The sequence below is a fragment of the Bacillus sp. SRB_8 genome, assembly GCF_003264205.1.
Classification (GTDB): Bacteria; Bacillota; Bacilli; order Bacillales; family Bacillaceae_G; genus Bacillus_A; species Bacillus_A mycoides.
In genome coordinates this window covers 595,369-610,087 of sequence record NZ_NADT01000018.1, presented here as the reverse complement: position 1 = coordinate 610,087, position 14,719 = coordinate 595,369, and the positions used below count along the sequence as shown (strand labels likewise).

Annotated in this window: 12 protein-coding genes and 1 other annotated feature; of the genes, 10 read left to right on the top strand and 2 right to left on the bottom strand. The window is 38.0% G+C overall.

Annotated features, from left to right (window positions below):
- Positions 1-20: 20 nt before the first annotated feature.
- The 8 genes from recJ (at position 21) to B5P40_RS13260 (ending at position 10,595) form a co-directional block, all read left to right on the top strand.
- Entirely contained in the window at positions 21-2,342 is a 2,322-nt protein-coding gene (gene recJ, locus B5P40_RS13290; RefSeq protein ID WP_050000290.1) for a single-stranded-DNA-specific exonuclease RecJ, read from the top strand.
- A gap of 65 nt (positions 2,343-2,407) precedes the next feature.
- Positions 2,408-2,920 carry an adenine phosphoribosyltransferase gene (locus tag B5P40_RS13285; protein ID WP_002015305.1) on the top strand — a complete coding sequence of 171 codons (513 nt, stop codon included), beginning with the start codon at positions 2,408-2,410 and terminating at the stop codon, positions 2,918-2,920.
- Between the two features lie 211 nt (positions 2,921-3,131).
- Positions 3,132-5,315, top strand: coding sequence for a GTP diphosphokinase (gene relA, locus B5P40_RS13280; protein ID WP_002167636.1), 2,184 nt, complete (start codon positions 3,132-3,134; stop codon positions 5,313-5,315).
- 17 nt (positions 5,316-5,332) lie between these two features.
- A complete protein-coding gene (locus B5P40_RS13275; RefSeq protein WP_002015302.1) occupies positions 5,333-5,773 on the top strand; it encodes a D-tyrosyl-tRNA(Tyr) deacylase in 441 nt (146 codons plus the stop codon).
- A 268-nt stretch (positions 5,774-6,041) separates the two neighbouring features.
- Entirely contained in the window at positions 6,042-6,218 is a 177-nt protein-coding gene (locus tag B5P40_RS32765) for a hypothetical protein (RefSeq protein WP_001242605.1), read from the top strand.
- Between the two features lie 54 nt (positions 6,219-6,272).
- Positions 6,273-6,503: a binding site (T-box leader), on the top strand.
- A 69-nt stretch (positions 6,504-6,572) separates the two neighbouring features.
- Positions 6,573-7,844 carry a histidine--tRNA ligase gene (gene hisS, locus B5P40_RS13270; protein ID WP_033728251.1) on the top strand — a complete coding sequence of 424 codons (1,272 nt, stop codon included), beginning with the start codon at positions 6,573-6,575 and terminating at the stop codon, positions 7,842-7,844.
- Positions 7,845-7,856: 12 nt separating this feature from the next.
- A complete protein-coding gene (aspS, locus tag B5P40_RS13265) occupies positions 7,857-9,632 on the top strand; it encodes an aspartate--tRNA ligase (RefSeq protein WP_002015297.1) in 1,776 nt (591 codons plus the stop codon).
- Positions 9,633-9,827: 195 nt separating this feature from the next.
- Positions 9,828-10,595: a tRNA threonylcarbamoyladenosine dehydratase gene (locus tag B5P40_RS13260; protein WP_000903181.1), complete on the top strand. Its 768-nt coding sequence runs from the start codon at positions 9,828-9,830 to the stop codon at positions 10,593-10,595.
- A 156-nt stretch (positions 10,596-10,751) separates the two neighbouring features.
- On the opposite strand, the gene B5P40_RS13255 is transcribed toward B5P40_RS13260, so the two are convergent.
- Both B5P40_RS13255 and B5P40_RS13250 read right to left on the bottom strand, forming a co-directional pair.
- On the bottom strand, positions 10,752-11,393 hold the full coding sequence (locus B5P40_RS13255; protein WP_002034101.1) for an RsfA family transcriptional regulator: 642 nt from the start codon (positions 11,391-11,393) through the stop codon (positions 10,752-10,754).
- A 37-nt stretch (positions 11,394-11,430) separates the two neighbouring features.
- A complete protein-coding gene (locus B5P40_RS13250) occupies positions 11,431-12,717 on the bottom strand; it encodes a replication-associated recombination protein A (RefSeq protein ID WP_002167638.1) in 1,287 nt (428 codons plus the stop codon).
- 396 nt (positions 12,718-13,113) lie between these two features.
- On the opposite strand from B5P40_RS13250, the gene cymR reads away from it, so the two are divergent.
- Positions 13,114-13,530 (top strand): cysteine metabolism transcriptional regulator CymR, encoded by a 417-nt coding sequence (cymR, locus tag B5P40_RS13245; protein WP_000704117.1) that lies wholly within the window; start codon positions 13,114-13,116, stop codon positions 13,528-13,530.
- Positions 13,531-13,565: 35 nt separating this feature from the next.
- Complete coding sequence (locus B5P40_RS13240; protein ID WP_113709313.1) at positions 13,566-14,711, top strand: cysteine desulfurase family protein; 1,146 nt, start codon at positions 13,566-13,568, stop codon at positions 14,709-14,711.
- The last annotated feature ends 8 nt before the right edge of the window (positions 14,712-14,719 follow it).

Sequence of the window (14,719 nt, the reverse complement as noted above, 5' to 3'; positions counted from 1 at the left end):
ATAGGTTAAGGGGTGATTTCGTGTTACAACCGAAGACGCGTTGGAAAGAAAAAGAATATAATGAGGAACTAGTGAGTGAATTAGCAAATAAATTGCAACTATCACCTCTTGTGACTTCATTATTTCTTGGCAGAGGCTTAAATACAGAAGATAAGATTGTAGACTTTTTAAATACAGCAGATCAAGAATTTCATGATCCATTTTTACTTGAAGGAATGGATCGGACTGTAGAACGTGTGAAAAAAGCTATTGAAAATGGAGAACAAATATTAATATTTGGCGATTACGATGCGGACGGAGTAAGTAGTACGACTGTGTTATATCTTGCTCTCAAAGAATTAGGTGCAGAAGTAGAGTTTTATATTCCAAATCGTTTTACTGAAGGCTATGGGCCAAATGAAGAAGCGTTTCGTTGGGCGCACAGTGCAGGGTTCTCACTAATTATTACTGTCGATACTGGTATCGCAGCGGTACATGAAGCGAAGGTAGCGAAGGAACTTGGAATAGATCTTATTATTACAGATCATCATGAGCCACCACCAGAATTACCAGAGGCACTTGCGATTATTCACCCGAAATTAGAAGGCGGTGTTTATCCGTTTCATTATTTAGCGGGTGTTGGTGTTGCATTTAAAGTTGCACATGCACTTTTGGGCCGTGTGCCAGAGCATTTGTTGGAAATTGCAGTAATCGGTACGGTAGCCGATTTAGTATCGCTTCATGGTGAAAATAGATTGTTAGTACAGCGTGGACTGAAGCATATGCGAATGACTCGGAATATCGGTTTAAAGGCGTTATTTAAAGTTGCTAACGTTTCGCAAAGCGAAATTACAGAAGAAAGCATCGGGTTCGCACTCGCACCTCGTATTAATGCAGTTGGTCGTTTGGAAGATGCAACACCTGCTGTACACCTTTTATTATCAGAAGATCCAGAGGAAGCGAAAGAGCTAGCTGAAGAAATTGATGAGCTGAACAAACTTCGAAAAGATATTGTAAAGCAAATTACTGAAGAAGCTATCGCTGAAGTCGAAAATAATTTCCCGCCAGAAGAAAATAAAGTATTAGTCCTTGCAAAAGAAGGTTGGAATCCAGGGGTAATTGGAATTGTCGCTTCTAAGTTAGTTGAACGTTTTTATCGTCCAACGATTGTATTAAGCATTGATCCTCATAAAGAAACAGCAAAGGGATCGGCTCGTAGTATTGCAGGATTTGATTTGTTTGCAAACCTTTCAGATTGCCGTGAATTGTTACCGCATTTCGGAGGTCATCCGATGGCAGCGGGAATGACGCTTAATATGAATGATGTGGATGAATTAAGACGCAGGTTAAATGAGCAAGCAGATGTAATTTTAACAGCAGAAGATTTTATTCCGATTACAGCAGTGGATGCATTTTGTAAAGTAGAGGATGTAACGCTTGCCGCGATTGAGGATATGCAAAAGTTAGCGCCATTTGGCGTAGGAAATCCGAAACCGCGTATTGCGGTGAAAGATGCCGAATTAGAAAGTATCCGTGCAATTGGATCTGATGGTTCGCATTTAAAAATGGCTCTTCGTGATGGACAAGCAACACTGGACACGATTGGATTTGGATTTGGTACTTATGCGAAAGAAATCTCTCCAGTTGCGAAGGTTTCTGTAGTAGGAGAAGTGTCCATTAATGAATGGAATAACTTTAAAAAGCCGCAATTAATGGTGCAAGATATTGCTGTAGAGGCATGGCAATTATTTGACTGGCGTAGTATGCGTAATGTAGAAGCAAATTTAGCAGAACTTCCGAAAGAAAAAATAACATTGGTGTATTTTTCTGAAGAGGTATTGAATAAATTTTCTTTAGAAGGCTATAAAGAACAGCTCGTGCATGCATCAGAGGTAGCTCATTTTGATGATCAATACATTGTGCTACTTGATTTGCCGAAAGGAACAGATGAATTAGGTGATGTATTTAAGGCTGGATTCCCAGCTCGAATTTACACGCTATTTTATCAAGAGAATAATCATTTATTTAGTACGGTCCCAACGAGGGAACATTTTAAATGGTACTATTCTTTCTTAAGCCAAAAAACACCATTTTCTTTAAGGCAATATGGGGAACAACTGTGTCGTCATAAAGGTTGGTCAAAAGATACAGTAAATTTCATGACACAGGTGTTTTTTGAGTTAGAATTTGTTACAATAAAAGACGGTGTCATTTTTATGGCAGACAAAAAACAAAAGCGTGATTTAATTGAATCGAACACATATCGTGAGAAAATGAACCACTTACAATTAGAGAAAGAATTGGTTTATAGCACATATCAGCAACTATATACATGGTTTGAAACGATTCGTGATCATAAATAAGTAGAACAGTTAGGGTAAAGGATTTGTATTTACAAACCTTTTATATCTGAGGAGGATTCAGAAATATGGATTTCAAGCAACATATCGCAATTGTACCAGATTATCCGAAAGAAGGTATTGTGTTTAAAGACATTACACCTTTAATGAACGACGGAAAAGCATATAAAGCAGCAACAGATGCAATCGTTGAGTATGCAAATAAAAGAGACATTGATGTTGTAGTAGGACCAGAAGCGCGTGGTTTTATTATTGGTTGCCCAGTTTCTTATGCATTAGAAGTAGGTTTCGCACCAGTTCGTAAATTAGGAAAATTACCACGTGAAGTAATTACAGTTGACTACGGTAAAGAATATGGAACGGATGTTTTAACAATCCATAAAGATGCAATTAAGCCCGGCCAACGTGTATTAATTACAGATGACTTATTAGCTACAGGTGGAACAATCGAAGCGACAATTAAACTAGTTGAAGAACTTGGTGGAGTTGTAGCAGGAATTGCATTTTTAGTAGAGCTTACTTACTTAGATGGTCGTAAAATGTTAGATGGTTACGATGTATTAGTATTAGAAAAATACTAATCATTATATAGGTGAAACTACGGTGATAAAAAAGTACCCGTGAATCTCTTGGAGAGGAGCGGGTACTTTTGTATAATTGCACAAAAAAACATGGTGAAATGTCAGTAAAATCTTTTCCTTTTCACAATTCACAATCATTGGGTTATAATGATAGAATATAATTTATTCTATTCAATAAAGATAAAGTCAATTTTCAATAAAAGGTGATTCGATGGCAAATGAGCAAGTACTAACAGCTGAACAGGTACTCGAGAAAGCAAGTCAATATTTAGCGGATGAAGATATTGAGCTAGTGGCACGTGCCTATGAATATGCGCGTGATGCACATAGCGAACAATATAGAAAATCGGGTGAACCATATATTATTCACCCAATTCAAGTTGCAGGTATTTTAGTTGATTTACACATGGATCCGGCTACAGTATCGGCAGGTTTCTTACATGATGTAGTGGAAGATACAGAAATTACATTAGAAGACATTGAACGGGAATTTAATAAAGAAATCGCTATGCTTGTCGATGGTGTTACAAAGCTTGGAAAGATTAAATACAAATCCCATGAGCAGCAACAAGCAGAAAACCATCGCAAAATGTTTATTGCAATGGCTCAAGATATTCGAGTTATTTTAATTAAACTAGCTGATCGTCTTCATAACATGCGTACATTGAAACATTTGCCTCAAGAGAAGCAGCGTCGCATTGCAAATGAAACGTTAGAAATCTTTGCACCTTTAGCACATAGACTCGGAATTAGTACTATTAAATGGGAGTTAGAGGATACGTCACTTCGCTATTTAAACCCGCAGCAATATTATCGTATTGTGAATTTAATGAAGCGTAAACGTGCAGAGCGTGAAGAATATTTAGATGAAGTAATGACTGGCATTCGCGAGAAATTAAAAGAGGTTTCAATTCAACCTGAGATTTCTGGAAGACCAAAACATATTTACAGTATTTATCGTAAAATGGCATTGCAAAATAAACAATTCAATGAAATTTACGATTTACTAGCTGTACGTGTCGTTGTGAATAGTATTAAAGATTGCTATGCGGTGCTTGGAATTATTCATACGTGCTGGAAACCAATGCCAGGTCGTTTTAAAGATTATATTGCAATGCCGAAAGCAAATTTATATCAATCTCTTCATACGACTGTAATTGGACCAAAAGGTGATCCGCTAGAAGTGCAAATTCGTACGAAAGAAATGCATGAGATTGCAGAATTCGGAATCGCGGCACATTGGGCGTATAAAGAAGGTAAAGCAGCAGAAACAACGGGTACATTAGAGAAGAAACTAACTTGGTTCCGTCAAATATTAGAATGGCAAAATGAAGCTTCTAATGCAGAAGAATTTATGGAGTCATTAAAAATTGATTTATTCTCTGACATGGTATTCGTCTTTACACCAAAAGGCGATGTAATGGAATTACCACTTGGCTCTGTTCCAATTGATTTTTCGTATCGTGTCCATTCGGAAATTGGAAACAAGACAATTGGTGCAAAAGTAAATGGGAAAATGGTGACGCTTGATTATAAGTTGAAAACTGGTGACATCATTGAAATTTTAACATCGAAACATTCGTATGGTCCAAGTCAAGATTGGGTAAAGCTTGCTCAAACATCTCATGCGAAAAATAAAATACGTCAATTCTTTAAGAAACAACGTAGAGATGAAAATATTGAAAAAGGCCGTGAACTTGTTGAAAAAGAAGTGCGTGGCTTAGAGTATGAGATGAAAGAAGTATTAGCGCTTGATAATTTAAAACGTGTCGCTGAGAAGTTTAACTTTGCAAATGAAGAAGATATGTTTGCAGCAGTTGGATATAACGGAATTACAGCAGCGCAAATTGTTACGCGACTAACGGACAAGTTCCGTAAACAACGTGAAGAAGAAGACATCGTTGAAGTTAAAGAAGTTCGTAAACCGATGAAAATTCGAAAATGGGATTCTGGTGTAAAGGTAAGTGGTGCAGATAATTTGTTAATTCGTTTATCAAAATGCTGTAACCCAGTTCCAGGCGATGATATCGTTGGGTATATTACGAAAGGTCGAGGCGTATCAATTCACCGTTGCGATTGCGTCAATGTGCATACAGAAGAAGCGGTGGAGCGTTTATTAGAAGTAGATTGGGAAGGTAGTCCTGAAAAAGAAATTGAGTACAATGTTGATATTGAAATTTCAGGCTATGATCGTCGTGGTTTATTGAATGAAGTATTACAAGCTGTTACAGAAACGAAGACGTATATCTCAGCTGTTTCTGGTAGAAGTGATCGTAATAAGATGGCAACGATTAACATGTCGATTTCTATTCGAAACTTACAACACTTGAAAAAAGTAGTAGAGCGCATTAAACGCGTTCCAGAAATTTATGCCGTACGACGCATGATGCATTAATAGGGAGTGTAGAAAAGATGAGAGTTGTTTTACAACGATCAAAGGAAGCGTCTGTCACAGTAGATGGCGAGATTGTAGGACAAATTCCATTCGGTTTAACATTACTAGTTGGCATTACGCATGAAGATACAGAAAAAGATGCAACTTATATCGCAGAAAAAATTGCAAACCTACGTATTTTTGAAGATGAGAGCGGAAAGATGAACCACTCTGTACTTGATATGAAGGGACAAGTTCTATCTATTTCGCAATTTACATTATACGGAGATTGCCGTAAAGGAAGACGTCCAAACTTTATGGATGCTGCGAAACCTGATTATGCAGAACATTTATATGATTTCTTTAATGAAGAAGTTCGTAAACAAGGACTGCATGTGGAGACAGGACAGTTCGGAGCAATGATGGACGTTTCTTTAATCAATGATGGTCCGGTGACCTTAATTGTAGAAAGTAAATAGTGTTGCCCAAGAAGAGAGGATTATAGGTCCTCTCTTTTTTCATACATTGTTGTATGTTTTGTTCATTTATCCCGCTATTTGTGGGAGATCCACTGCTCGTAAAAGCCTGATTAGTGAGGGCTAATAATGAGTGGCGATGGACAAAACCCCTATTCATTAAAGTTTCACTTTATTTGGAATCAATAGCTGTTTCGGTTATGTATAACTCTTTCATCAATATGGAACAATAAAAAGTAAAACATCTATATTGAATGTGAGGGATATACGTATGCGTATGAATGAAAAAGGGCATTCTGTTACAAATGGTGCAAATCAACTGTTTAACGTAAATTTTCATGATTTTATTTCAAAAGAGCAAAACAATACTTCAATGGAGCTCGCTTCTGAGTTTGGGATTTCTCTTCAAGATGTAAAGCGTCTAAAGAAGCAGATTGAGCGCTCTTAGAGTACTTGACAATCCTACTCAACAAACGTATAGTAATTTTATATTTACATATGAATATAACCGTTGATAGAGAAGAGTAAATGAGACACACATGGAAAGAGAAGAAATGTCTTAGGCTGAAAACATTTCTGCATGATGACTGATTGAATGACACTCTAGAGGTTTCAACTTGAACGGCATATATGCTTAGTAGAGATGAACGCAAATTTAAGCGTTATTAAAAAAGTGGAAGCATACGTGCTTCAATTAGGGTGGCACCACGGGTATAATACTCTCGTCCCTACTGTTCAAACAGTAGAGGCGGGAGTTTTTTTATTTTTATTAAGATTAAAACAATTTGAGGAGGAACTGAATATGTCTATTCAAATCCCACGCGGAACGCAAGATATTCTTCCAGGTAGCGTTGAGTTATGGCAGTATATCGAAGGGCAAGCACGCGAAATTTGCCGTCGTTACAATTATAAAGAAATTCGTACACCAATTTTTGAACACACTGAGCTATTTTTACGTGGTGTTGGTGATACGACAGATATCGTACAAAAAGAAATGTACTCATTCCAAGATCGTGGAGAGCGTAGTTTAACATTACGTCCAGAAGGTACTGCACCTGTTGTACGTTCTTACGTTGAAAACAAAATGTTCGGTGATGCAACACAACCAACGAAATTATACTATATTGGTCAAATGTTCCGTTACGAAAGACCACAAGCAGGTCGCTATCGTCAATTCGTACAATTCGGTATTGAAGCAATCGGTAGTAACGATCCTGCGATTGATGCAGAAGTAATTGCACTTGCTGTAGAGTTTTACCGCGGCATGGGCTTAAAAAATATTAAAGTTGTATTAAACAGCTTAGGTGATGCAGCGAGCCGTCAAGCGCACCGTGATGCGTTAATCGCACACTTCGAGCCACGTATCGGTGAGTTCTGTTCTGACTGCCAATCTCGTTTAGAAAAGAACCCTCTTCGTATTTTAGATTGTAAGAAGGACCGTAACCATGAATTAATGGGAACAGCACCATCTATTACAGAATACTTAAACGAAGATTCAGCAGTATACTACGACAAAGTACAAGAACTACTAACGATGATGGATGTTCCATTTGAGAAAGATCCGAATTTAGTACGTGGTTTAGACTACTACCAACACACTGTTTTTGAAATTATGAGTGAGGCAGAAGGTTTCGGTGCTATCACAACATTAAGTGGCGGTGGCCGTTATAACGGACTTGTACAAGAAATCGGTGGACCGGAAATGCCAGGTATCGGTTTTGCGATGAGTATTGAGCGTTTAATTATGGCGCTGAAGGCTGAAAATATTGAGTTACCAATTGAACATAGTATTGATTGTTACGTTGTAGCACTTGGTGAAAAAGCGAAAGACCGTGCTGCAAAAGTTGCGTTCGATCTTCGTAAAGCTGGATTATCAGTTGAAAAAGATTATTTAGATCGCAAAATGAAAGCACAATTTAAATCTGCAGATCGTTTAAATGCGAAATACGTAGCTGTATTAGGGGAAGATGAGCTAGATAAAGGCATCATTAACTTAAAAGATATGGCAACAGGCGGACAAGAAGAAGTAGCGTTAGATGTATTTGCTTCATATGTAGCAGAGAAATTAATATAGGGGGAACTTAAAGTGGCTGAAAGAACACATGCATGCGGAAAAGTAACAGTAGAAGCGGTTGGACAAACAGTTCAATTAAAAGGTTGGGTACAAAAACGCCGTGATTTAGGTGGATTAATCTTTATCGACTTACGTGACCGTACAGGTATCGTACAAGTTGTATTTAATCCAGAAACATCAAAAGAAGCGTTAGAAGTAGCAGAAACGATTCGTAGCGAATACGTATTGCACGTAGAAGGTACAGTTGTTGAACGTGGTGAAGGCGCAATTAATGATAATATGGCAACTGGTCGTATTGAAGTACAAGCATCGAAAGTAAATGTATTAAACGCAGCGAAAACAACGCCAATCATTATTGCTGATGATACAGATGCATCAGAAGATGTGCGTTTAAAATATCGTTACTTAGACTTACGTCGTCCTGCAATGTTCAACACATTCAAAATGCGTCATGACGTAACGAAAACAATTCGTAACTTCTTAGATACAGAAGAGTTCTTAGAAGTTGAAACACCAATTTTAACGAAGAGCACGCCAGAAGGAGCTCGCGACTATTTAGTACCAAGCCGTGTGCATGATGGTGAATTTTATGCATTACCTCAATCTCCGCAGCTATTTAAACAGCTTCTTATGGTCGGTGGATTTGAGCGTTACTATCAAGTAGCACGTTGTTTCCGTGACGAAGATTTACGTGCGGACCGTCAACCGGAATTCACGCAAATTGATATCGAGGCATCATTCTTAACACAAGATGAAATTTTAGAAATGATGGAGCGTATGATGACGAAAGTCATGAAGGATGCAAAAGGTGTAGAAGTTAGTGCACCATTCCCTCGTATGAAATATGCTGATGCAATGGCTCGCTTTGGTTCTGATAAGCCGGATACACGCTTTGAAATGGAACTAAAAGACCTATCTGAATTTGCAGTAGGTTGTGGATTTAAAGTATTTACAAGTGCTGTAGAAAACGGCGGACAAGTAAAAGCGATTAACGCAAAAGGTGCAGCGAGCAAATACTCTCGTAAAGACATCGATGCATTAACTGAATTCGCCAAAGTATACGGTGCAAAAGGTCTAGCTTGGCTTAAAGTTGAAGAAGACGGCTTAAAAGGACCGATTGCGAAATTCTTCGGTGAAGAAGAGGCAAACGTGTTAATGAGTACATTAGAAGCGGATGCTGGTGACTTATTACTATTCGTAGCAGATAAGAAAAGTGTTGTTGCAGATAGCTTAGGTGCACTTCGTTTACGTCTAGGTAAAGAACTTGAGTTAATTGACGAAAGTAAATTTAACTTCCTATGGGTAACTGATTGGCCACTTCTTGAGTACGATGAAGATGCAGATCGTTACTTCGCAGCTCACCACCCATTCACAATGCCATTCCGTGAAGACGTTGAGTTATTAGAAACAGCACCAGAAAAAGCACGTGCACAAGCATATGACCTTGTATTAAACGGTTATGAGCTTGGTGGTGGATCACTTCGTATTTACGAGCGTGACGTACAAGAAAAAATGTTCAAAGCACTTGGATTCTCACAAGAAGAAGCACAAGAACAATTCGGATTCTTATTAGAAGCATTCGAATACGGTACACCACCACACGGCGGAATCGCATTAGGTTTAGACCGTCTTGTTATGTTACTTGCAGGTCGTACGAACCTTCGTGATACAATTGCATTCCCGAAAACAGCAAGCGCAAGCTGCTTATTAACAGAAGCGCCAAGCCCAGTTGCAGAAGCTCAGCTTGAAGAGCTAAGCTTAAAATTGAGCTTGAAAGAAGAGAAGTAAGAATAGAGTCTAGATGGTTATACTAACCCCATCTAGGCTTTTTTTATAGAGGTTGTTTAAAAAGTCCGGTTTACATTATGTTTTCCTTGTTTGAAATATGTATTTTTAGGAATTCTATAACTTTTTCTATACAAATAGTCGGAAAAAGGCTAGAATACATGGTAGACCATTTTTGTAATAGGAGTGTAGAGCTGAATGTTACATCAATTTTCACGTAATGAATTAGCCTTTGGAAAAGAAGGCCTTGAAATATTAAAAAATAGTACAGTCGGTATTTTAGGTATTGGCGGCGTAGGATCATTTTCGGCAGAAGCGTTAGCACGTTCTGGCGTAGGACGTCTTGTATTAGTTGACAAAGATGTTGTAGATATTACAAACGTAAACCGTCAAATTCACGCGTTAGTATCTACTGTAGGACGTTCAAAAGTAGAATTAATGAAAGAGCGTATTGCAGATATTAATCCAGAGTGTGAAGTAATTGGACTAGAGATGTTTTATACAGATGAAACATATGAAGAGTTCTTTAAACACGGTTTAGATTTCGTAGTAGATGCATCTGATACGATTACGTTCAAAATTCATTTAATTAAACAATGTTTACGTCGTAAAATCAAAATTATCTCATGTATGGGTGCGGCAAATAAAATGGACCCAACTCGTTTCCGTATTGCGGACATTTCTAAAACACATACAGATCCAATTGCGAAAGTAATTCGTACGAAGCTTCGTAAAGATGGTATTAAAAAAGGTGTAAAAGTTGTCTTCTCTGACGAAAACCCAATCGTAATTCGTGAAGAAGTACGTAAAGAAATCGTACCAGACGAAAATGCAAAAATTCGTAAAGCGAAATTACCACCTTCTTCAAATGCGTTCGTACCATCTGTGGCTGGTTTAATTATGGCAAGTCACGTTGTACGTGAGCGTATTAAAAACGTAGAAGTGAAGCGTGTAGGGCAAGAATAAAAAGGAAGCATATATCGTTTAGGATATATGCTTTTTGTATGTTTTAAAGAAATGTCGATGTCGAATCGTTAATATAATTTCATTTACTGTGGTGCTTTTTCACTAGGGGAAAATAAACAGGGATGTCACTTAGTTGAAAAAGTGGCATCCCTGTTTTTAGTTTTCTGCAGAATATATAATATCTAAATTTCCATTTTGATCGGTTTTGAAAATCGGAGCAATTTGCTCTTCTTGTTCTTCGACCGAAACAAGTTTTCGAGCACGATCCATAATTCTAACAAGCATTGCATAATCTTCTTCGATTGCTTGTTGTTTTTTTGTGAGAACAGCTAATTTTGCTTCAAGTTCATTATTCATTTTTTGCAGGGAAGTGAGCTGATCTTGTAATACGTCATTTTCAGTTTGTAACTTTGCGAGTGAAGGGTTATTGTGCTCCAAGTTTTGCAAAAATGAGATGACATTTTGCATTGTAAGATCTTGTTTATTTGGGACAATATCTTCTGAAAACTCGGCATCGATTACGAGCTGCCGAGTTTGTGTGAACTGCTCTTTTTCTATTTTAGCTTCCGAACGCTTTAATTCTTTACGTTGTTTTTTTGCGATTTGCACCGCATCTTCATAATATGGTCTTACTTCAGCATTCCATCTAAAGCCACAAGCTGCTGAAGTTCGGTTTAATGTATCACCAACTTCATCGAATGCTTTTATTTGTGTACTTCCGCTGCGAATATGTCGTAAAACAGTTTCTGCTAAAAGGAGATCGTCTTCTTTTGTCCATGCATCTTGACGTGTTTTCATAAGCGAACCCTCCGTAATGGTGACGTTTTCGCTTATATTACCCTTTATTCTTCGTTTTATGCGAACTTTGTAATCTTTCATAAACAGTAGAAAGTACTTGTTCAAATTTTCCTGTCGTTTTCGGTTTATAATATTGCTTGTTTTTAATTTTATCAGGTAAGTATTGTTGTTGTACCCAACCGTTTGGGTGATCGTGTGGATATAAGTATCCGATGCCTCTTCCTAACGATTCGGCTCCTTTATAATGACTATCTTTTAAATGACTTGGAATATCGCCTGTTTGGCCATTACGTAAATCGTGTAGTGCGGCATCGAGTGCTTTATAGGCCGAGTTTGATTTCGGTGATAGACAAAGTTCAATAACAGCATTTGCAAGTGGTATGCGTGCCTCTGGGAAGCCGACCCGTTCAGCTGATTCAATCGCTGCAAGTGTACGTTGTCCAGCTTGTGGGCTAGCAAGTCCGATATCTTCATATGCCATAATAAGCAGACGTCTACCGATGCTTTGTAAGTCACCAGCTTCAATAAGACGTGCTAAATAATGAAGTGCGGCGTTCACATCACTTCCGCGTACTGATTTTTGAAAAGCAGATAAAACGTCATAGTGAGCATCGCCACCTTTGTCGTGAACGAAACTCTTTTTCTGTAAGCATTCTTCTGCGATTTCAAGTGTAATTTCCGCGGCTTTGTCGTCAGTTGTAAAGCTAGATAAAACAGCTAGTTCAAGTGCATTATAAGCTGAGCGCATATCTCCGCCTGACGCATTTGCAAAGTGATGTAATGCTTCATCCGTAACAGTTACATCATATTCCCCAAGCCCTTTTTCTTTATCTTCAAGCGCTCGTTTTAAGCCAATTAAAATATCATCTTCTGTTAATGCGTGTAATTCGAAGATTTGACAACGACTTCGAATAGCAGAATTAATAGCATGGAACGGATTGCTTGTCGTTGCACCAATTAAAGTAAGAAGTCCGCTTTCTAAATGGGGTAATAGAAAGTCTTGCTTCGCTTTATCTAGCCTATGAACTTCATCCAAAATTAAAACGAGGTGCCGATGCATCTTCGCTTCCTGTACGACAACTTCCATATCTTTTTTATTATGAGTAACAGCGTTTAAGAGGCGAAACAGGGTTCCAGTACTTCCTGCAATTGCGCTAGCGATTGATGTTTTTCCTGTGCCTGGAGGACCGTATAAAATCATTGATTGAAAATGATTTGCTTGGACCATACGCCATAAAATCTTGCCTTCACCAACTAAATGCTGTTGTCCGATAATTTCTTGAATATTTGTAGGGCGCATTCGATGTGCGAGTGGTTGTTTCATTTGACCCTCTCCCTTAATGTATAATCTCATTCTATCGTACCATTTTTTTTGATGAAATTTGAAATAGGATGCTGTTTTGTGGGGGGGGGATGAATATGAATATTCCTATTTTTCTTTCAATTGTAATAATTTCCGAGTTTTTCAATGTGATTTTATGTTATCATTTTGATACACAAGTTGAAATTTCTTATAATACTATATTATGCTATAATTTCATAGGATTTTAAATTGTGTTCTTTTATAAAGTGAAACTTTAATTAGTGGGGGTTTTGTTCATCCCCCACCTAACTTCTTTGCTCCAGCCGAATTTTGAGGTGGGAGTTTTACTGCCCGCAAATAGCGGGATAAATAAGATATAACCAATAGAAGTGAAAATTTGAAATGAGGTGCAAATAGATGAAGATTTCAACGAAAGGCCGCTACGGCTTAACAATTATGATCGACCTTGCAAAAAAATTTGGTGAAGGCCCAATTTCATTAAAATCAATTGCACAGGCACATGACCTATCTGAGCATTACTTAGAGCAATTAATTTCACCACTTCGTAACGCTCGTCTTGTAAAGAGTACGCGTGGTGCATATGGCGGATATGTATTATCTGATCAGCCAGTCAACATTACAGCTGGAGATGTAATACGTGTACTAGAGGGTCCAATTAGTGTTGTAGAAATGATAGAAGAAGAAGAACCAGCACAACGCCAATTATGGATGCGTGTTCGTGATGCAGTGCAAGAAGTATTAGATAGTACAACTTTAGAAGATTTAGTACGTTATGAGGAAGAAAATCACGGGGGCTATATGTTTTACATTTAATTCCTTGTGAAACGATTTGGAAAGAAGGAGATTTAATGGAACGCATTTACTTAGATCATGCTGCGACATCTCCGACTCACCCAGAAGTGGTCGAAAAGATGATTCCATATATGACAGAAACATTTGGAAACCCGTCTAGTATTCACTTTTATGGGCGTCAAACGCGCCATGCGGTAGATGAGGCGAGACGTGTGTGTGCACGTAGCATTCACGCGAGTCCAAATGAAATTATATTCACGAGCGGTGGTACAGAAGCTGATAATTTAGCACTTATAGGTGTAGCGCGTGCGAATCGTCATAAAGGTAACCACGTTATTACAACGCAAATTGAACATCATGCGATTTTGCATACGTGTGAATTGTTAGAGCGTGAAGGATTTGAAGTGACGTATTTACCTGTTGATGAAACAGGGCGTGTTCAAGTTTCTGACATACAAAAGGCACTAACGGAAGAGACGATTCTTGTATCTATTATGTTCGGGAATAATGAAGTAGGGACAATACAACCAATTGTGGAAATAGGTAAGCTGTTAAAAGAGCATCAAGCTTATTTCCACACAGATGCTGTACAAGCTTACGGTTTAATAGAAATAGATGTGAAAGAGTTTGGTATTGATTTATTATCGATTTCCGCTCACAAAATTAACGGCCCAAAAGGTGTAGGGTTCCTATATGCTGGTGCAAATGTGAAATTTGAACCGTTATTAATAGGCGGAGAGCAAGAAAGAAAACGTCGTGCTGGTACTGAAAATGTACCTAGTATTGTTGGACTTCAACATGCAGTTTCGCTAGCTGAAAAAACTCGTGAGCAAAAAAATGCCCAATATGAAGAGTTTAAAGATATAATGGTATCTGTCTTCAAAAATGAGGACATTCATTTCGAGGTAAACGGAGACTTGGAATATCGCTTACCACATGTGTTTAATATAAGTTTTACAGGAATGAATATTGAACCGTTTCTTGTAAACCTAGACTTAGCTGGTATTGCAGTATCAAGTGGTTCTGCTTGTACAGCTGGTTCGATTGATCCATCATATGTATTAGTGGCGATGTTCGGAAAAGAATCCGATCAAATACGTTCATCCGTACGCTTTAGTTTCGGACTTGGAAATACGAAAGAGCAAATTGAAAAAGCGGCGTACGAAACAGTGAAAATCGTGAAGCGATTAACACAAAATTAGCATGGGAG

Excerpts from the sequence above, each read along its gene's own strand:
- B5P40_RS13260 (WP_000903181.1), top strand. The coding sequence starts at position 9,828 with ATGTTACATCAATTTTCACGTAATGAATTAGCCTTTGGAAAAGAAGGC.
- B5P40_RS32765 (WP_001242605.1), top strand. The coding sequence starts at position 6,042 with ATGCGTATGAATGAAAAAGGGCATTCTGTTACAAATGGTGCAAATCAA.
- relA (WP_002167636.1), top strand. The coding sequence starts at position 3,132 with ATGGCAAATGAGCAAGTACTAACAGCTGAACAGGTACTCGAGAAAGCA.
- B5P40_RS13285 (WP_002015305.1), top strand. The coding sequence starts at position 2,408 with ATGGATTTCAAGCAACATATCGCAATTGTACCAGATTATCCGAAAGAA.
- cymR (WP_000704117.1), top strand. The coding sequence starts at position 13,114 with ATGAAGATTTCAACGAAAGGCCGCTACGGCTTAACAATTATGATCGAC.
- B5P40_RS13255 (WP_002034101.1), bottom strand. The coding sequence starts at position 11,393 with ATGAAAACACGTCAAGATGCATGGACAAAAGAAGACGATCTCCTTTTA.
- hisS (WP_033728251.1), top strand. The coding sequence starts at position 6,573 with ATGTCTATTCAAATCCCACGCGGAACGCAAGATATTCTTCCAGGTAGC.
- B5P40_RS13240 (WP_113709313.1), top strand. The coding sequence starts at position 13,566 with ATGGAACGCATTTACTTAGATCATGCTGCGACATCTCCGACTCACCCA.
- B5P40_RS13250 (WP_002167638.1), bottom strand. The coding sequence starts at position 12,717 with ATGAAACAACCACTCGCACATCGAATGCGCCCTACAAATATTCAAGAA.
- B5P40_RS13275 (WP_002015302.1), top strand. The coding sequence starts at position 5,333 with ATGAGAGTTGTTTTACAACGATCAAAGGAAGCGTCTGTCACAGTAGAT.